This is a genomic window from Kineococcus siccus, assembly GCF_009906795.1.
GTDB classification, from domain to species: domain Bacteria; phylum Actinomycetota; class Actinomycetes; order Actinomycetales; family Kineococcaceae; genus Kineococcus; species Kineococcus siccus.
In genome coordinates this window covers 1-17,699 of record NZ_JAAALN010000071.1, presented here as the reverse complement: position 1 = coordinate 17,699, position 17,699 = coordinate 1, and the positions used below count along the sequence as shown (strand labels likewise).

Sequence of the window (17,699 nt, the reverse complement as noted above, 5' to 3'; positions counted from 1 at the left end):
GTGCATGGCTCTCCTGGCGGGTGGTGCGGGGGGACCGGTCGGCGCGGAGGGCGGTCCCTCCGGCGTCCATGGTGCTGACGAGCGGTGATCGACCACAAGCAGCGCGTAGTGCAGACGAGTGCGTCCGAGCGGGTGGACTTCAGTCGGGCCCCCGGCGGACCACCGTGGTATCTTGACGTCGAGATAAATGAGCGGTCGCCGGTGGGGCAGCCGAGCATCCCGCGGGTGCCGGTGGGACGATCGGTCCGACCGCCAGCGCAACGTCGCGGACGACGAGTGAGGAGCTCCGGTGAGCAGCCAGAACAGCTTCGACGCCAAGGCACGCCTGAAGGTGTCAGGGACCGAGTACACGATCTTCCGGCTCGCGGCCGTGGACGGTGCGGACCGGCTGCCCTTCAGCCTCAAGGTCCTGCTCGAGAACCTCCTGCGCACCGAGGACGGCGCCAACATCACGGCCGACCACATCCGGGCGCTCGGCGGCTGGGACCCCGCCGCGGAGCCCGACACCGAGATCCAGTTCACGCCCGCGCGCGTGATCATGCAGGACTTCACCGGTGTCCCCTGCATCGTCGACCTCGCCACCATGCGCGAGGCCGTCGCGGCCCTCGGAGGCGACCCGACCCGGGTCAACCCGCTCGCGCCGGCCGAGCTCGTCATCGACCACTCCGTCATCGCCGACGTCTCCGGGCGCCCCGACGCCTTCGAGCTCAACGTGGACATCGAGTACGGCCGCAACAAGGAGCGCTACCAGTTCCTGCGCTGGGGCCAGACCGCCTTCGACGACTTCAAGGTGGTCCCGCCGGGCACGGGCATCGTGCACCAGGTCAACATCGAGCACCTCGCCCGCGTCGTGTTCCCCCGCCAGGTCGGCGACGAGCTGCAGGCCTACCCCGACACCCTGGTCGGCACCGACTCCCACACCACGATGGTCAACGGCCTGGGCGTGCTCGGCTGGGGCGTCGGCGGCATCGAGGCCGAGGCGGCCATGCTCGGCCAGCCCGTCTCGATGCTCATCCCGCGCGTCGTGGGCTTCAAGCTCACGGGCTCGATCCCCGCCGGCGCCACCGCGACCGACGTCGTGCTGACGATCACCGAGCAGCTGCGCGCGCACGGGGTCGTCGGGAAGTTCGTCGAGTTCTACGGGCAGGGCGTCGGCGCCGTGCCGCTGGCCAACCGCGCCACCATCGGCAACATGAGCCCCGAGTTCGGCTCCACCGCGGCGATGTTCCCCATCGACGAGGTGACGCTGGACTACCTGCGCCTGACCGGCCGCTCCGACGAGCAGGTCGCGCTCGTCGAGACCTACGCCAAGGAGCAGGGCCTCTGGCACGACCCGAGCCGCGAGGCCGTCTACTCCGAGTACCTCGAGCTCGACCTGTCCACGGTCGTGCCGAGCATCGCGGGGCCCAAGCGCCCGCAGGACCGCATCGTGCTGACCGAGGCGAAGACGGCGTTCCGCGCCGCGCTGGGCGACTACGTGACCGACGCGGCGCCCGCGGGCGACGCGCCGTCCTCGGCGATGAGCCCCACGATCGACGCAGTCAGCCGGCCCTCGCAGGACGAGGCGAGCGAGGAGAGCTTCCCCGCCTCCGACCCGCCCGCGTCCTCCACGACGGACGAGCGCGACGAGCCGGCCGCGCCCGGCCACGCCGACGGCCGCCCGTCCAAGCGCGTCCTCGTCACCCTCGAGGACGGGACGCGGACCGAGATCGACCACGGCGCCGTCGCCATCGCCTCGATCACGTCGTGCACCAACACGTCCAACCCCTCGGTCATGGTCGCGGCCGCGCTGCTGGCCAAGAACGCCGTCGAGCGCGGCCTGACCGCCAAGCCGTGGGTCAAGACCTCGCTCGCGCCGGGGTCGAAGGTCGTCACCGACTACTACGACAAGTCCGGCCTGACGCCGTACCTGGAGAAGCTCGGGTTCCACCTCGTCGGCTACGGCTGCGTCACGTGCATCGGCAACTCGGGCCCGCTGCCCGAGGCCGTCTCGAACGCGGTGCAGGAGAACGACCTCGCGGTCACCGCGGTGCTGTCCGGCAACCGCAACTTCGAGGGCCGCATCAACCCCGACGTCAAGATGAACTACCTGGCCTCCCCGCCCCTGGTCATCGCCTACGCGCTCGCGGGGACGATGGACTGGGACGTCGAGAACGACCCGATCGGCACCGACGAGTCCGGCACCGAGGTGTTCCTGCGCGACATCTGGCCCGACGCGGCCGAGGTCGAGCGGGTCATCGCCGAGTCGATCACCAAGGACATGTTCGTCGACGACTACGCCGACGTGTTCGCGGGGGACGAGCGCTGGCGCTCGCTGCCCACGCCCGAGGGCGACACCTTCGCGTGGGACGCCGAGTCCACCTACGTCCGCAAGCCCCCGTACTTCGAGGGCATGCAGCCGGAGCCGTCGCCCGTCACGGACATCTCCGGGGCCCGCGTCCTGGCGCTGCTGGGCGACTCGGTGACGACCGACCACATCTCGCCCGCGGGCAACATCAAGCCCGACAGCCCGGCCGGCCACTACCTCGCCGAGCACGGCGTGGAGCGCAAGGACTTCAACTCCTACGGGTCGCGCCGCGGCAACCACGAGGTGATGATCCGGGGGACCTTCGCCAACATCCGGCTGAAGAACCTCCTCCTCGACGGCGTCAGCGGGGGGTTCACGCGCGACTTCACCGCCGGCGGCGAGCAGACGAGCATCTACGAGGCGGCGCAGCACTACGCGGCGCAGGGCACCCCGCTGGTCATCCTGGGCGGCAAGGAGTACGGCTCGGGGTCCTCGCGCGACTGGGCCGCGAAGGGCACGGCGCTGCTGGGCGTCAAGGCCGTCATCACCGAGAGCTTCGAGCGCATCCACCGCTCGAACCTCATCGGGATGGGCGTCGTCCCGCTGCAGTTCCCGGCGGGGGAGTCGGCCGCGTCGCTGGGGCTCGACGGCACCGAGACGTTCGACGTCGCGGGCATCACCGAGCTCAACGAGGGCCGCACGCCGCGCACCGTGCGGGTCACCGCGACCCGGACGTCCGGCGAGACCGTGGCGTTCGACGCGGTCGTCCGCATCGACACCCCCGGTGAGGCGGACTACTACCGCAACGGCGGGATCCTGCAGTACGTGCTGCGGTCGCTGACCCGCGTCTGACCCGCGTCCGACCCGCGTCGGACCCGCGTCCGGCCCGGCCCCGCGCCTCGACGGCGGCCACCCCCTCGGGGGTGGCCGCCGTCGGGCGTTCGGCGCAGCGTCACCGCTGCCCCGCCCGCCGCCGGTGCGGACGCGCGGACGGGTGAGCCGGGCCCCCACCGCGGCGGTCCCGCGTCACCTCGCCGCCCCGGACGGGTCAACTCGGGGCCCGGGGTGCCGATGGAGGTCCTGACGCGGCCCCACGGACGGGGCCGGCGACCCACACATGGACGGGCACCGTGGAACTCGAGGCGTGGCGCGGCAGGGGGGACGACCTGCACCCGGGGGTCTCCGCCGCCCTCCTGCACCTCGTCGGTGCCGCCGACCAGCCCGTCCTCGTCGTCTCCCGGCCCGCCGACGGCGCCGGGGTCGAGGTCCCGCGCGTGCGCTGGGCCAACGCGGCCGCCGCCGACCTGCTCGGCGTCGACGCCGACCACCTCGTCGACCTCGCGGTGTCCCGCGTCCTGCGCGGCGCCGGCGCCCCCACCGCGCTGCTGCACGAGCGCAGCACGCGCTTCGCCGTCCAGGCCCTCACGGCCGGCGGCGGTGCCCGCAGCACCGAGGTCGTGGCGTGGCCCGTCCCGCTCGGCGCCCCCGCGGTGCGCACCCACCTGCGCTCCACCGACGCCCCGCCCGGGGACCGGCTCGCGCTGGACGGCGAGGACTACTGGGTCCTCCAGGTCGCCCTGCCCACCGACGAGCGCGCCTCCGCGACGCTGCGCGCGGCCGAGGAGCGCTTCGCCACCCTCGCGCAGGCCTCACCCGTCCCGACCATCGTCTCCGACGTCGGGGCGCGCCTCTCGCACGTCAACGACGCCTTCGCCGAGCTGCTCGGCGTGCCCGCCGACACGCTGCACGGCACCGGCTGGCTCACGCACGTGCCCGAGGAGGAGCGCGGCGCCGTCGTGCAGGCCGTCGCGGACGTCCTCGACGGCGACCGGACCTCGCTGGACACCCGCCTGTGCCGCGCCGACGGCCAGCTCCGCTGGGTGCAGCTGCGCCTGGCCCCCTCGCGCACGCCCGGCTACGGCGCGGGCTTCATCGGCACGGTGGAGGACGTCACCGAGCGGCTGGCCCGCGAGAGCCGCCTCGCCTACCAGGCTCAGCACGACCTGCTGACGGGGCTGCCCAACCGGCTCGCGCTGCTGGAGCACCTCACGGCCCTGCTCGCCGCGCAGGTGCACCCCGTCCGTTCCCCGCACGCCACCGCCCTCCACCCGGTCGCCCTGCACCCCGCCGCTGCGGCGCCGCACGGCGCCTCCCCGCCGGTCGCGGGCGGGCACCCGGTCGGCGGCGCCGTCGGCGTCCTCGTCGTCGACCTCGACGACTTCAAGACCGTCAACGACGGGCTCGGCGCCGAGGCCGGTGACGAGGTCCTCGTCGAGGTCGCGCGGCGGCTGTCGCGCACCGTGCGCGGCGCCGACCTGGTCGCCCGGCCGGGCGGCGACGAGTTCGTCCTCGTCTGCCACGACCTCGCCGACGCCGACGCCGTGGCCGCGACCGCCCGCCGCGTCCTGGACGCCCTCGTGGCCCCCGTGGACGTCAACGGCCTGCGGCTGCGGCTCGCCGCGAGCATCGGCGTCGTCCTGCTGTCCGGGTCGTCGGGCTCCGGCGAGGAGCTCCTGCGCGACGCAGCCATCGCCGTCGCCGAGGCCAAGGCCGCCGGCGGCGGGCGCTGGAGGGTCCTCGACGACGCGGTGCGCTCCACCGCCCGCCGGACGCTGCGCCTGGTCGCCGACCTGCGCGAGGCCCTGGCGCGCGGGGCCGTCGAGGTCGCCTACCAGCCCGTCGTCCACCCCGGCCGGCCCGCCGAGGTCGTGGGCGTCGAGGCGCTCGCGCGCTGGCAGCACCCGGAGTTCGGCGTCGTGGACACCGAGACCTTCGTGGCCCTGGCCGAGCGCAGCAACCTCATCGGCGCGCTCGACGCCCACGTCCTCACCGTCGCGACCCGCGAGCTCGCCCGCTGGCGGGCCGCGGCCGCCGCCGGGGAGGTACCGCACGCGCCGCGCTGGGTCGCGGTGAACGTCTCCGCGACCACGCTGTCCGCGCCGGGCTTCGCCGACGGCGTGCGCCGCCGCGTGGCCGAGGCGGGCCTGCAGCTGTCCGACGTGTGCCTGGAGGTCACCGAGACCGCGCTCGCCACCGACCTGCTCGCCTGCCGCACCGTGCTGGAGGGCCTGCGCGCCGACGGCGCGAGCGTCGCGGTCGACGACTTCGGCACGGGCTTCTCCTCGCTGGCCTACCTCAAGGACCTCCCGGTCGACCACCTCAAGGTCGACCGCTCCTTCGTGCGCGACCTCCGCAGCTCGGGCGAGGGCCCGCGCGGCGGGCCCGCGCGGGCCGTCGCCGCGGCCGTCGTCTCCCTGGCCCGCACGCTGGGGCTGGGGGTCGTCGCCGAGGGCGTCGAGACGCTGGAGCAGAACGAGGTGCTCGTCGAGCTGGGCTGCGACTACCTGCAGGGCTACCTGTACTCGCGCCCGCTGACCGCCGAGGGCCTGCACGACGTCCTGCGCGCCGGCGGGACGCTGCAGCCGCGGCCCGTGGCCGAGGAGCCCGAGGGGCCCCCCGCGGCCGGCCCGGCGCGCCCGGCCACCGTGCCCTCGCCCCGGCAGGTGCGGGCGTGAGCGCGACCCCGCCCGTGACCGGGCCGCCCGCCGCCCCGCCCGGGCCGACCTCGTCGGTCGACGACAGCGCCGTGGCCGTGCTCGGCCGGCTGTCCGCGGCGCTCGACGAGCTGCCCGCCCAGCGGCCCGTCGCCGCGCGCGTCATCGCCGAGACCGACGACGTCCGCTCCGACGCGCGCTCGCTGGGGCACACGCTGGGGTTCGACCCCGCGCTGACCGCGAAGGTCCTGCGGCTGGCCAACTCCGCCTACTTCGGCCTGTCGGGGCGCGTGGGCGCGCCGTCCTTCGCCATCACGGTCGTCGGCTTCGCCACCGTGCGCAGCCTCGCGGTCGCCGCGATGGCGGGGCTCGAGGACACCCCGCCGTGCCTGGACTCCTTCTGGGAGCGCAGCCTCCTGACCGCCGTCGCTGCGGGCGAGGTCGCCGCGCGCCTCGGGGTCAAGGCGCCCGACGCCTTCAGCCTCGGCATGCTGTCGCGCCTCGGCCAGGCCCTGCTCGTGCGCTGCGACCCCGTGGAGTACCCCGCGCTGCTGGCCGCCGCGTCCTCGCGCGAGGAGGTGCTGGAGGCCGAGGGCCGCCGCTACGGCGTCACGCACACGCGGGTCTCGGCCGAGGCGCTCGCCGCGTGGTGCTTCCCCGAGGACCTCGCGCACGCCCTCTCGCAGGTCGACCGCGCCGGCTGGGCCGTGCCGCTCGCCGTGGCGGTCCGGGTCGGGCTGGAGCTCTCCGAGCGCATCCTGGACCCGGCCCGCGCGCCCCGGCCCGTCGAGCACCTGACGGCCGGGCACGTCCGCGAGGCCGAGCTCGACGCGCTGCGGGCCCCGGTGCAGCGCACCGCGGCCGACATGGTGCGGCTGCTCACGAGCTGAGCCGCACGCACGCCCGCGGGGGGCCGTCGCGCACGGCCGCGCCCCCGACGGCAGGATGGCGCCGTGTGCGAAGCGACACCGGCGGCGGAGATCACCCTCCCCGACCACGAGCACTCCGCACGCGAGGCGCGGGTGTTCCTCTCGGCGGCCCACTGCGCGCTGCACCACGGACGCGTGCTGGACGAGGCGCAGCTGCTGGTGTCCGAGCTCGTCACCAACGCCGTGCGGCACGGCGGCCCGCCCGTCACCGTGCGCGTGGAGTGCGTCGGCTCCGCGGGCCTGCGGGTCTCGGTGCGCGACGGGGACCCGCGCCCGCCCGTGCGCCGCGACGTCGCTCTGGAGGCCGAGGGCGGCCGCGGCGTGGCCCTGGTCGACATCCTCTCCGCGCGCTGGGGCGTGGAGCCCGCGGACCCGGGCAAGACCGTCTGGTTCGTGCTCCGGTGAGCGCTGCGCGGGCGCGCGCGGGTGCCGCGACGGAGGTCCGCCTGCTCGCTCCGGGCGACGCTGCCGACCTGGCGCGCGTCCTGACCGAGAACTGGGAGTTCCTCGCGCCGTACGAACCCGCGCGCGAACCGTCGTACTTCACCGCCGAGCACCAGGCGGGGCTCGTCGCCCACCTGCTCGCCGAGCACGCCGCGGGACGGTGCGTGCCCTGCGCGATCCTGCGCGACGGCGAGCTCGTCGGCCGCATCACGATCAGCGACGTCGTCCGCGGCGCGTTCCAGTCGGGCAACCTCGGCTACTTCGTCGCGGAGGCCGTCAACGGCCGGGGCGTGGCGACCGAGGCGGTCGCGCAGGTCGTCGAGCGCGCCTTCACCGACCTGGGTCTGCACCGGCTGCAGGCGGGCACGCTGCTGTCGAACTCGGCCTCGCAGGCGGTGCTGCAGCGCAACGGCTTCGAGCGCATCGGGGTCGCCCGGCGGTACCTGCTGATCGCGGGTCGCTGGCAGGACCACGTGCTCTACCAGCGGACGTCCTGAGCGGGGACGGGCCGTGAGCGTGTTCGTCGGGACGTCGGGGTGGAGCTACGACCACTGGGCCGGGGTCCTCTACCCGCCCCGCACGCCACCGGTGCGCCGGCTGGAGCACTACCTGCGCGAGTTCCGCACCGTGGAGCTGAACACCAGCTTCTACCGGTGGCCGGCGCCCGCGACCTTCGCGACCTGGCGCGCGCAGCTGCCCGCGGGGTTCCGCCTGTCGGTCAAGGCGTCGCGCTACCTCACCCACTACCGGCGCCTCGGCTCGCCGGAGCCGTGGGTCGAGCGCATGGTGGCGGGCTGGCGCGAGCTCGGCGACGTCGCCGCCGTGCTGCTGCTGCAGCTGCGGGGCGACCAGGACGCCGCACCCGACCGGCTGGAGCACGTCCTCGACCTGCTGCCGGCGGACGTGCGGACGGCGCTGGAACCCCGCCACGCGGGCTGGGACAGCGACGACGTCGCGCGCGTCCTGGCCCGTCACGGGGCGGCGACGTGCCTGGCCGACGGGGCGGGCGTCCCTGCGCTGCAGCGGGACACGGCGCCCTTCCGCTACGTCCGGCTGCACGGCCCCGCGCGGGAGCCGCTCTACGCGGGCGGGTACACCGACGAGGAGCTGGCCGGCTGGGCGCAGCGGTTCGCGGCCTGGCACGACGCGGGGCAGGACGTGCACGTCTACTTCAACAACGACATCGGGGGGCACGCGGTCCGCAACGCCCGCACCCTGTGCGCCCTGCTGGGCCCGGACGTGGCGCCCACGGCCTGAACCGCCGTCCGGTGGGCCGCCGCGGTCGCACGCCTCAGCGCGCGGTCAGCTCCTCGAGCAGGGCGGGCGCCAGCGGGCGGTCGGCGTAGACGAGGCGGACCGCGGCGGGGTCGGGGTTCCCGGCGTCGGGCCCGCGCCAGACCTGCTGCAGCCCCGAGCGCTCGGCCGTGCGCCGCGACGCGTGGTTGTGCTCGAGCAGGTAGGCGACGACGGGCAGGGCCGGGTCGACGGCGCCGGCCGCGGCGCGAGCGGCCGTCGTCAGCTCACCGGCCCAGCCGGACCCCCAGGCGCGGGGGGCGAGCCGGTAGTAGACGTTCCACGCCAGCACCCGGCCGTCGTCCGCCCGCCGCCGGGCGCAGCCGCCGACCCCGAGGACCGGGGCCGCCGCACCCGCCGGGTCCGCCAGGTCCCGCACCGCCCAGTAGCCCAGCCCGTGCACGCTCCAGTCGCCCACGAACCGCAGGACGAGCTGCTCGGTGTCGCTGCGCCGGGTGTGCCGGCCGCTCGGGAGGTGCTCCCACGTGCGCGGATCGGCGTGGACGGCGTGCAGCTCGTCGACGTCCGCCGCGGTCACGGCGTCCAGGCGCAGGCGGGGCGTGGTGACGTGGCGCAGGTCGCTGCGGGCCGGGCTCGCGGGCACCCCGGCACCGTACCGCCGCGCTCGGACCGCCCTGGCGCGTCTGTCCCATCTGTAGTACAACTACCCATACAGAGGAGGTGTGGCGTGCTCATCGAGGTGGACCCCGGGGCCGAGGTCCCGCTGTACCAGCAGATCCGCGACCGGCTGGTCGAGGCCATCGCCGCCGGCGCTCTGCGGCCGGGTGAGGCCCTGTCGTCCGTGCGGGCGCTGGCCGGGGCGTTCGGCATCAACGTGGCCACCGTGAGCAAGGCCTACGACGCCCTGCGCCGGGACGGCTTCATCCGCACCTCGAGCAAGTCCGGATCCGTCGTCGCCCGCGGGCCCGGGTCCGGTGACCCGGCACCGCCCGTGGTGGCCGACTGGTCGACGCGGGTGCGGACCCTGCTGGCCGAGGGCCTGGCGCAGGGGATGGACCCGGCGGACGTCGTGGCGCGCTGCCACGCCGAGGTCGGGGAGTTCGTGCGGCGGCAGGGTGCCGCCGGTGCCGGGCAGCCGGAGAGGGAACGGTGATCGTGGTGTTCGACGACGTGGTGGTGGCAGCCGCGTGCTGCGTCCTGGTGGGGGTGGCCTTCGTGGCCCTGCCCGCGCTGTCCGACCGGACCCTGCCCCTGGGGGTCGCGGTGCCGGCCGAGCACGTCGGGGACCGGGTCGTGCAGGAGGCGGTGCAGCGCTACCGGCGGCGGGTCGTGGTGCTGGCCCTGCTGGGGGTGGTCGTGGCCGCGGCGCTCGCGCCCCTGCGGGACGTGGCGGCGGTGGCGCTGCCCGGGTACCTGGTGACGGCCGGGGCGCTCCTGGCCTTCACGCGGTCGCGCCGCAGCATCACGGCGGCGAAGGCGGCCGGGCGCTGGTACGAGGGCGTACCCACCCGGCTCGTCGCGCCCGTCACCGCCGCGGGGGTGCCGCGCGCCGGCGTGCCCACCGGGGCCTACGCCCTCGGCCTCGCGCTGACGGCGGTCACGGCCGCAGTGGGCGCGGCCCTCTACCCGGGACTGCCCGCGCGCGTGCCGACGCACTTCGGCGGCGGCGGCCTGCCGGATGCCTTCGCGCCCCGGTCGATCGCCACGGTGTTCGCGCCCGTGGCCGCCGCGGCCCTGCTGACGGTCGCGTTCTTCGGCCTCGCCCACGCCCTGCGGCGCGGGCCGGTCCGCCTGCGGGCCGGTCTCCCCGCCCACCTCGCGTCCGCTCGCTCCCTGGCGGGGGACCGGGCCGCGCAGCGCGTCCTCGCGGCGGCGACACTGCTCGCGGCCCTGCTGATCGACGTGCTGGCGCTCGACGCGTGGACGTCGCCCGCGCGGCTGCGCCTCGCCGGACCGGCCGTCGTGGTCTTCCTGCTGGCCGTCGCCGGCGTCATCGCCGCCAGCGCGGTGGGCTACGCACGGGAGCTGCGCGACCTGGAGGGCGACGCGGGTCGGGCCGGTGCCGCGGCCCGGCCGCAGGCCCCCGACGACGACCGCGCCTGGCGCGGCGGCCTGGTCTACGTCGACCGCGACGACCCCGTCCTGTGGGTGCCCAAGCGCAACGGGATCGGCTGGACGCTCAACCTCGGTCACCCGGCGGGCGTGGCGCTCGCCGGCGTGCTGCTGGCCCTCGTGGTCGCCTCGCTCGTGCTGGTCACCGTCGGCGGTTGAGACGCCTGCCGTCGCCCGGCCCCGGGTCGGCGGGTGTCCCGTCAGGTCCTCTCGACGGGACACCCGGCGTGAGGGGTGGTCAGGCGGCGGCGACCGTCACCGTCAGGGTCGGCGCGTTCGAGACGCGGCCCTTGGAGTCGGTCACGGTGTAGGTCGTGCTCGCGGTGCCGGTGAACCCGGTGGTGGGCGCGAACGTCACGGTGCCGGAGCGGTTGACCGTGAACGTGCCCCCGGCGACGCTGCGCGTCGTCTGGGTCCCGCCGGCCGCCGGGTCGAGGTCGACGCTCGCCGTCCGCAGCCGGGCGGGGGCGTAGGCGACGTCGTTCACCGTGACGTCGGAGGAGACGGACGTGCCCGGGGTGGTCGCCGCGGTGTCGTCGTCGGCGACGGGGGCGAACTTCTTCGTGCCGGAGCGGAACCGGGTGGCCGAGTTGCTCAGCGTGGTGCAGACGGCGCTCGGGCAGTACACCGTGAACCCGTCGTAGTCCGGGTACAGGGTGCCGTCGTCCTGCGCGTCGGAGAGGATCCAGTACAGCGCGCCGGTGGTCCCGCTCTGGTAGGCGGTGTCGGTCCAGATCTTGTAGACGGGGTTCCGCATCGCCTTGTCCCGCAGGCCGAACTCGCCCAGCATGACCGGCTTGCCCACCTGCTTCGCCGCCGTGGCGTGGTCGACGATGTACTGCGTCCCCCAGTCGGCGTCCTTGCCCCAGGCGTCCGGGTAGAGGTGGTAGGACATCACGTCGACGTTCTTCAGCGCCGCGAACCGGACGGTGTCCACGCCCTGGCTGCAGTTGTGCGTCCAGTCGGTGCTGGAGGGCTGGTCGCAGAAGAACCCCTCGTCGCCGACGCTCACGAGGTGGTTGCGGTCGATGGACTTGATGAACGTCGAGACGTCGTCGGCCCAGCTGGTGAGGGTGTCGCTCGTGCAGGTCGACGAGGCCGGGTAGTCCCCGGAACCCACGCAGCGCGGCTCGTTCGCCAGCTCCCACGTCATGATGGTCGGGTCGTCCTTGTACTTCACGCCCGTGATCGTGTTCGTGTGGTTCAGCAGGTGGCTGATGTAGTCCTTGTACCAGCCGCGGATCGTCGGGTCGGTGTAGAAGTCGTCGTGGTGGTCGCCGCCCGCCCACTCGACGTACTTGTCCATCCCGCCGAAGTCCTCCCAGTTGTTCGTGAAGGGGATGACGAGGCGCAGGCCGTCCTGCTGCGCGCGCGCGATGACCGCGTCCAGCTTCGCCAGCCCGTTCGGCCCGTCGTTGTACTTCGGGTGGCCGCTGCCGTCCCAGTACTGCAGGTAGGTGTTCTCCTGGCTGCCGGCCGTCGGGTCCTCCTCCGTCCCGACGTCGAACCAGCCCCACGTCCGCACGACGTCGAAGCCCGAGTCGGCGGCCTTGTCGAGCACGGCGTCGCGCATCGCGGCGGACTTGTAGTGCAGGTAGTAGTTGTTGGTGCCGGCGAAGCGGAAGTTCTTCCCGCCCACCTCCAGCCGGTCGCCGTCGCGCGTGACGAACGAGCGGTCGGCCTTGGCGGCGGTGGTGGCAGCGGTGGTGGTGGTGCCGGCGGCGGCCTGAGTGGGCGCGGCGGCGGCCACCCCGGCGCCCACGGTGGTGAGGGCGGCGGCGCCGGTGACGGCGGCGGCCAAGAGCCGGACGAGCGCAGGGGTGCGCAGGGACATCGTCGTCTCCTGAAGGGGGATGGCCGCCCGCGACGGGCGGCGGCGGTGCCGGGTCGGTGCGCGCCGAGGGTGCTCCCTCGGCTCCGGTGGGCCTATCTAAAGCGACTTAACTAAGGACGTCAAGACGCAGGGTGACGAGTTCCCCACCGCCTGCGGCGGCGAGCCGCCTGCCGGCTCCCGCGGGCGGGCCGGCTCCCCGGGACGAGGTCACCCGTGCGGGGGGTTCAGGGACCAGCGCGCCGTGCGGCGGCCACGGCCGCCGCGAAGTCGTCGGCCGCCTCCCGCGACGCCCGCGTGCGCCAGCGCACCGGGCGCCCGTCCACGACCAGCTCGACCCGCAGCCCACCGCCCGTCCCGAGCAGCCCGCGCGTGGCCTCGACCCGCACGGCACCGACCGAGGTGAGGGGCACCGAGGCGACGGACGGCCCGCCGAGCAGGTGGGGCTGGGTCAGCCAGAGCCGGGTGCTGCTCACGGCCAGGGCGCCGTCGCCCCGCGGCCCGCCGGACACCGGCAGCAGGGCGAGCGGGGTGTCGCCCTCCTGCGCCAGGCGGCCGAGCAGCAGGGCGTGGGCGGGATCGGCGCTCGACACGGACCCGTCCTACCGCAACCGGCGCCGGACAGCGGCACGGCGCGCGTCAGCGCCCGCCCCGGGCGGCGCGCCGCTCAGCCCGCGGACGGCCCGGGGGCGGAGGTCAGAGACAGGTCTCGTGCGCGGGGTGCCGCAGGTCGACGGTCCGCGGCGGCAGCGGGGAGTGCGTCCGGACCGAGGCCACGGGGGGCTGGTCGACCCAGCGGGGCGCCCAGCGGTCGAGGCCGTCGGAGGCCGGGCGGGGCGCGGCGAGGAACTGCTCGCGCAGGAAGGTCTGGAGCCGGGCGCCCAGCGGGTCACCGGCCTGCGCCCGCCGGGGGTCGTCCAGGCCCGCGCCGCGCAGGGGGGTGGGGCCGGTGTGACGCAGCGACGCCAGCAGGCGCCGGGAGTAGGTGCCGGTGATGAGGCAGTTGCGAGCTTCCGCTCGCATCGGCTCATCCAGGTTCATGAACCATTCACCGTGTGTTGCCACCATGGGAGGGAGTGTGCACCAGCACGGGCTCCGGACCAAGGTCCGGGTCAGTCGTCCGGGTCAGTCGTCCGGGCCGGTGGATCGGGCGGGGCGTTCGCGACCTCGGGCCGCGCCCGCAGCGGCGTCCGCCGTCGCCTCCGGGCCCCTCCAGGAGGTAGAACGATCACGTGGTCACCGTGGTGGAGGAGCTGGAGCTGAAGTACGACGCGGCCGAGGGGACGGAGCTGCCCGGGCTGCTCGCGTCGCTGCGCGCGGCGGGGGAGGAGGCGGCAGGGTCCTCACCGGCGCTGCAGGCGGCCGGCGGGCCCGACGCGCTGCGGGACGGCGACGGCGGCGAGCACCGGCTGGAGGCCGTCTACTTCGACACCGAGGACCACCGGCTGGCGCAGGCGCGGGTCACGCTGCGCCGGCGCAGCGGCGGTGCCGACGAGGGGTGGCACCTCAAGCTGCCGGCGGCCGACGGCGCGCGGCAGGAGCGGCGCGTCCCCCTCGGGCGGGCCGTGCGCACGGTGCCCGCCGCCCTGCGCCGCACCGTCGAGGACCTGACGGGCGGCGCCGCCCTGGTGCCCGTGGCCCAGCTCACGACCCTCCGCGGGCTGCAGCACCTGCTCGACGCCTCCGGGCGCGTGCTGCTCGAACGGGCCGACGACCGCGTCGAGGCCCGGCTGCTGCTGCCGCGCGAGGGCTCCGGTCAGGCCGCGGGGGCCTCGACCTCCTGGCGGGAGGTCGAGGTCGAGGTCGTCGGCGGCGACCGGGAGCTGCTGAGCGCGGTCGACGCGGGGCTGCGCGCCGCCGGGCTGCGCCGCTCGGCCAGCAGCTCCAAGCTCGCCCGGGTCCTCGACGGGGAGGCACCGGCTCCCGACGCCCCGGACGCGGACGCACCGGACGCGGTGGAGGCCGCGGACGTCGTCGAGCCGGTGCGGCAGACGGCGCGCGCCGCCACGGGCCGTCGCCGCCTGGAGCTCTCACGGCGCTCGCGCGCCGGCGACGTCGTGCTGTCGCACCTGGCCGAGCAGGTCGACCAGGTGCTCGACCAGGACCCCCGCGTCCGCGCCGACGTGCCCGACAGCGTGCACAGGATGCGGGTCGCCACCCGGCGGCTGCGCAGTGCGCTGACGACCTTCTCGCCGCTGTTCGCCTCCTCGACGCGCCCGCTGCGCGGGGAGCTGACGTGGCTCGCCGGGGAGCTGGGCGCCGCGCGCGACGCCGAGGTGCTGCGCGACCGCGTGAGCTCCGCCGTCGCCGACCTCGACGCCGACCCGCACGCCCCCGAGGCCGGGCCCGCGGTCGAGCGGGAGGTCCGGGGCCAGCTCGACGGCGCCTACCGCGCGGCCCACGACGAGCTGCTGACCGCGCTCGCCTCCGAGCGCTACGAGCGGCTGCTGGACGCGCTGCAGTCCCTCCTGGCCGACCCGGACCTCGCGGGCAAGGCGGCCCGGCCGGCGGTGAAGGTGCTGCCGCGCAGGGTGTCCCGGGCCCACCGGGAGCTGGCCGGGCTGCTCGCGCAGGCGTCGGACCTGGACCCCGGCGCGGAGCGGGACGAGCTGCTGCACGAGGCGCGCAAGGCCGCCAAGCGGGTCCGCTACGCCGCGGAGGCCGTCGCGTCGGTGTTCGGCAAGGACGCGACCCGCTTCGCCCGCGCGGTCACCGACCTGCAGGAGGTGCTCGGCGAGCACCAGGACTCGGTCGTGGCCCGGCAGGAGCTGCGTGCCCTGGCCGGGGGAGACGTCTCCCCGGCGGTGGCCTTCGCCTACGGCCGCCTCTTCGCCCAGGAGCAGGGGCACGCGGCCGCGAGCGAGGAGGACCTCGCCGACGCGTGGGACGCTCTGCGCGCCAAGCGCCTGCACCGCTGGCTGCGCTGACCCGCACCGGCACCAGTCGGCCCGACCGGTCACCTCCCCGGATCCGCTCGCGACGGGTAGCATCGAACACTCGTTCGAGTCGATCGGGAGGTGCGGTGCGCGACGGCGACGGCGACGGGGTGCGGGTGCGGGTGCGGCACGGGCCGCCGGGGTGGCCGGCGCCGGTGCCGCCGCCCGAGGTCGAGGACTGGCAGGACGCGGCCGTCACCTGGCTGCTGGACCAGGCGCCACCGGAGTACCGGGGCTACCCGCCGGTCTGGCGCCACCCCGTCCTCCTGGTCTGGCTGGTGGCCCACCACGTGCAGGCGCAGCGCGACGCGGTCCGCCGCGCGGTGGGCACCGCGCGCCGCGACCTCGCCGACCAGCTGCCGCCCGAGGCCGCGCCCCAGGTCTTCTCCGTCCTCGAGCTCGAGGAGCTGCGGCTGCGGCGGCTGGAGCGGGCCGTCGACCTCGTCGAGCAGGCGCTGCGGGGACGGCACTTCGTGCCCCGGCTGTGAGGCCGCGGAGCGGCGGCGGAGGAGGTGCCGCGCACGTGACCTCCACCACCTCCACCGCGTGGCCGGGGTGCAGATCCCGTGCGGAGCGGACCGGACGGTGTGGTTGCTCGCGCCACCGGGCGAGGCGGCTCTTACACTCGACCCCACGCGCCCGGCGGGTCCGCACCTCGGTGAGGTCCCGCCGGTCCACCAGTCGTCCCGCACCAGGAGGCCACCCCGCATGGGGCTGCTCGAGTCGATCAAGGGTCCGCAGGACCTCAAGGGCCTCGCCCCGGAGCAGCTCCCCGCGCTCGCGGCCGAGGTCCGTGCCTTCCTCGTCGCGGAGGTGAGCAAGACCGGTGGCCACCTCGGCCCCAACCTCGGTGTCGTCGAGCTCACGATCGGCCTGCACCGCGTCTTCGACTCCCCGCACGACAGCCTGGTCTTCGACACCGGCCACCAGAGCTACGTCCACAAGCTCCTGACGGGCCGCCAGGACTTCTCCCGGCTGCGCGAGACGGGCGGCCTGTCCGGCTACCCCTCGCGCGCGGAGAGCGTGCACGACGTGGTCGAGAACTCCCACGCCTCCACGTCGCTGTCCTGGGCCGACGGGATCGCCCACGCCCACGAGGTGCGCGGCGAGACCGACCGCCGCGTCGTGGCCGTCATCGGCGACGGGGCCCTCACGGGCGGCATGGCCTGGGAGGCGCTGAACAACATCGCGGCCGCCCAGCGCCCCGTGATCATCGTGGTCAACGACAACGAGCGCTCCTACGCCCCGACGATCGGCGGCATGGCCTCGCACCTGGCGACGCTGCGCACGACCCGCGAGTACGAGAAGCTCCTGGACTGGGGCAAGCAGTCGCTGCGCCGCGGCGGGGCCCCGGGCCGGCTGGCCTACGACACGCTGCACGGCATGAAGAAGGGCATCAAGGACATCGTCGCCCCGCAGGGGCTGTTCGAGGACCTGGGCCTGAAGTACGTCGGCCCGGTCGACGGGCACGACGTCGAGGCCGTCGAGCACGCTCTGCAGCGCGCCCGCTCCTTCGGCGGCCCCGTGATCGTCCACATGATCACGCAGAAGGGCCGGGGCTACCGCCCGGCGCTGGACAACGAGGCCGACCACTTCCACGCCGTCGGCATCATCGACCCGGAGACGGGGGAGGCGCAGGCCTCGTCGGGCTCCTCGTGGACGAGCGTCTTCGCCGACGAGATGGTGACCGTCGGCGACGCCCGCCCCGACGTCGTGGCGCTGACCGCGGCCATGCTGATCCCGGTCGGGCTCGACCGGTTCGCCGCGAAGCACCCCGACCGCGTCTTCGACGTCGGCATCGCCGAGCAGCACGCCGTCACGTCGGCGGCGGGCATGGCCTTCGGTGGGCTGCACCCCGTGGTCGCCGTGTACGCGACCTTCCTCAACCGCGCCTTCGACCAGCTCCTGCTCGACGTCGCCCTGCACCGCGCCGGCGTGACCTTCGTGCTGGACCGGGCGGGCGCCACGGGTCCCGACGGTGCGAGCCACCACGGCATGTGGGACCTCGCGATCGCCCGCATGGTCCCGGGCCTGCGGCTCGCGGCGCCGCGGGACGCGACGACCCTGCGCGAGGAGCTCAACGAGGCGGTGGCCGTCGCCGACGCCCCGACCGTCGTGCGCTTCAGCCGCGGCAAGGTGCCCGCCGACCTCCCGGCCATCGCCCGCACGGGCGGCGTGGACGTGCTCGAGGGCGCGCAGTGGGAGACCGGCGACGACGTCCTGCTCGTCGCGGTCGGCTCGATGGTGCCGCGCTGCCTGCAGGTCGCGGAGCGGTTGCGGGCCCACGGCGTCGGCGTCACGGTCGTCGACCCGCGCTGGGTCGTCCCCTTCGACCCGGCGCTGACCGAGCTGGCCCGCCACCACGGCCACGTCGCCGTCGTCGAGGACGGCGGCCGCGTCGGGGGGGTGGGC

15 protein-coding genes are annotated in these 17,699 nt (G+C 75.5%); 11 read left to right on the top strand and 4 right to left on the bottom strand.

Annotated elements, in window-relative coordinates:
* The first annotated feature begins 289 nt into the window (after positions 1 to 289).
* The 6 genes from GTR02_RS10070 (at position 290) to GTR02_RS10045 (ending at position 8,411) form a co-directional block, all read left to right on the top strand.
* Entirely contained in the window at positions 290 to 3,139 is a 2,850-nt protein-coding gene (locus GTR02_RS10070) for an aconitate hydratase AcnA (RefSeq protein WP_166607354.1), read from the top strand.
* 278 nt (positions 3,140 to 3,417) lie between these two features.
* Entirely contained in the window at positions 3,418 to 5,802 is a 2,385-nt protein-coding gene (locus GTR02_RS23030; RefSeq protein WP_166607353.1) for an EAL domain-containing protein, read from the top strand.
* The gene (locus GTR02_RS10060; protein ID WP_166607352.1) at positions 5,799 to 6,671 is read left to right on the top strand and encodes an HDOD domain-containing protein; all 873 of its coding nucleotides are present in this window, start codon (positions 5,799 to 5,801) and stop codon (positions 6,669 to 6,671) included. The genes GTR02_RS23030 and GTR02_RS10060 overlap by 4 nt, the downstream gene beginning before the upstream one ends.
* A 63-nt stretch (positions 6,672 to 6,734) precedes the next feature.
* Positions 6,735 to 7,115 (top strand): ATP-binding protein, encoded by a 381-nt coding sequence (locus tag GTR02_RS10055; protein ID WP_166607351.1) that lies wholly within the window; start codon positions 6,735 to 6,737, stop codon positions 7,113 to 7,115.
* On the top strand, positions 7,112 to 7,651 hold the full coding sequence (locus GTR02_RS10050) for a GNAT family N-acetyltransferase (RefSeq protein WP_166607350.1): 540 nt from the start codon (positions 7,112 to 7,114) through the stop codon (positions 7,649 to 7,651). The genes GTR02_RS10055 and GTR02_RS10050 overlap by 4 nt, the downstream gene beginning before the upstream one ends.
* Before the next feature lie 13 nt (positions 7,652 to 7,664).
* Positions 7,665 to 8,411 (top strand): DUF72 domain-containing protein, encoded by a 747-nt coding sequence (locus tag GTR02_RS10045; protein WP_166607349.1) that lies wholly within the window; start codon positions 7,665 to 7,667, stop codon positions 8,409 to 8,411.
* 34 nt (positions 8,412 to 8,445) lie between these two features.
* Here the strand turns inward: GTR02_RS10045 and GTR02_RS10040 are convergent, their stop codons facing one another.
* A complete protein-coding gene (locus GTR02_RS10040) occupies positions 8,446 to 9,051 on the bottom strand; it encodes a GNAT family N-acetyltransferase (RefSeq protein ID WP_205708979.1) in 606 nt (201 codons plus the stop codon).
* Positions 9,052 to 9,135: 84 nt separating this feature from the next.
* On the opposite strand from GTR02_RS10040, the gene GTR02_RS10035 reads away from it, so the two are divergent.
* Both GTR02_RS10035 and GTR02_RS24375 read left to right on the top strand, forming a co-directional pair.
* Complete coding sequence (locus GTR02_RS10035; RefSeq protein ID WP_166607348.1) at positions 9,136 to 9,561, top strand: GntR family transcriptional regulator; 426 nt, start codon at positions 9,136 to 9,138, stop codon at positions 9,559 to 9,561.
* Positions 9,558 to 10,679 carry a DUF1648 domain-containing protein gene (locus tag GTR02_RS24375; protein WP_166607347.1) on the top strand — a complete coding sequence of 374 codons (1,122 nt, stop codon included), beginning with the start codon at positions 9,558 to 9,560 and terminating at the stop codon, positions 10,677 to 10,679. The genes GTR02_RS10035 and GTR02_RS24375 overlap by 4 nt, the downstream gene beginning before the upstream one ends.
* Positions 10,680 to 10,758: 79 nt before the next feature.
* On the opposite strand, the gene GTR02_RS10025 is transcribed toward GTR02_RS24375, so the two are convergent.
* From GTR02_RS10025 to GTR02_RS10015, 3 genes are all read right to left on the bottom strand, one after another.
* A complete protein-coding gene (locus GTR02_RS10025) occupies positions 10,759 to 12,354 on the bottom strand; it encodes a cellulase family glycosylhydrolase (RefSeq protein WP_166607346.1) in 1,596 nt (531 codons plus the stop codon).
* A gap of 224 nt (positions 12,355 to 12,578) precedes the next feature.
* Entirely contained in the window at positions 12,579 to 12,944 is a 366-nt protein-coding gene (locus GTR02_RS10020) for a hypothetical protein (protein WP_166607345.1), read from the bottom strand.
* 103 nt (positions 12,945 to 13,047) lie between these two features.
* Positions 13,048 to 13,374: a hypothetical protein gene (locus tag GTR02_RS10015; protein ID WP_166607344.1), complete on the bottom strand. Its 327-nt coding sequence runs from the start codon at positions 13,372 to 13,374 to the stop codon at positions 13,048 to 13,050.
* Between the two features lie 209 nt (positions 13,375 to 13,583).
* Between GTR02_RS10015 and GTR02_RS10010 the strand changes: the two genes are divergently transcribed.
* The 3 genes from GTR02_RS10010 to dxs form a co-directional block, all read left to right on the top strand.
* Positions 13,584 to 15,278, top strand: coding sequence for a CHAD domain-containing protein (locus GTR02_RS10010; RefSeq protein ID WP_166607343.1), 1,695 nt, complete (start codon positions 13,584 to 13,586; stop codon positions 15,276 to 15,278).
* A gap of 95 nt (positions 15,279 to 15,373) precedes the next feature.
* Positions 15,374 to 15,775, top strand: a complete 402-nt coding sequence (locus tag GTR02_RS10005) for a hypothetical protein (RefSeq protein WP_338073716.1) — start codon at positions 15,374 to 15,376, stop codon at positions 15,773 to 15,775.
* 220 nt (positions 15,776 to 15,995) lie between these two features.
* The coding region (gene dxs / locus GTR02_RS10000) for a 1-deoxy-D-xylulose-5-phosphate synthase (RefSeq protein ID WP_166607342.1) at positions 15,996 to 17,699 on the top strand (1,704 nt) is incomplete at its 3' end.

Coding starts and splice junctions, on each gene's coding strand:
- GTR02_RS10025 (WP_166607346.1), bottom strand. CDS start 12,354: ATGTCCCTGCGCACCCCTGCGCTCGTCCGGCTCTTGGCCGCCGCCGTC.
- GTR02_RS10015 (WP_166607344.1), bottom strand. CDS start 13,374: ATGCGAGCGGAAGCTCGCAACTGCCTCATCACCGGCACCTACTCCCGG.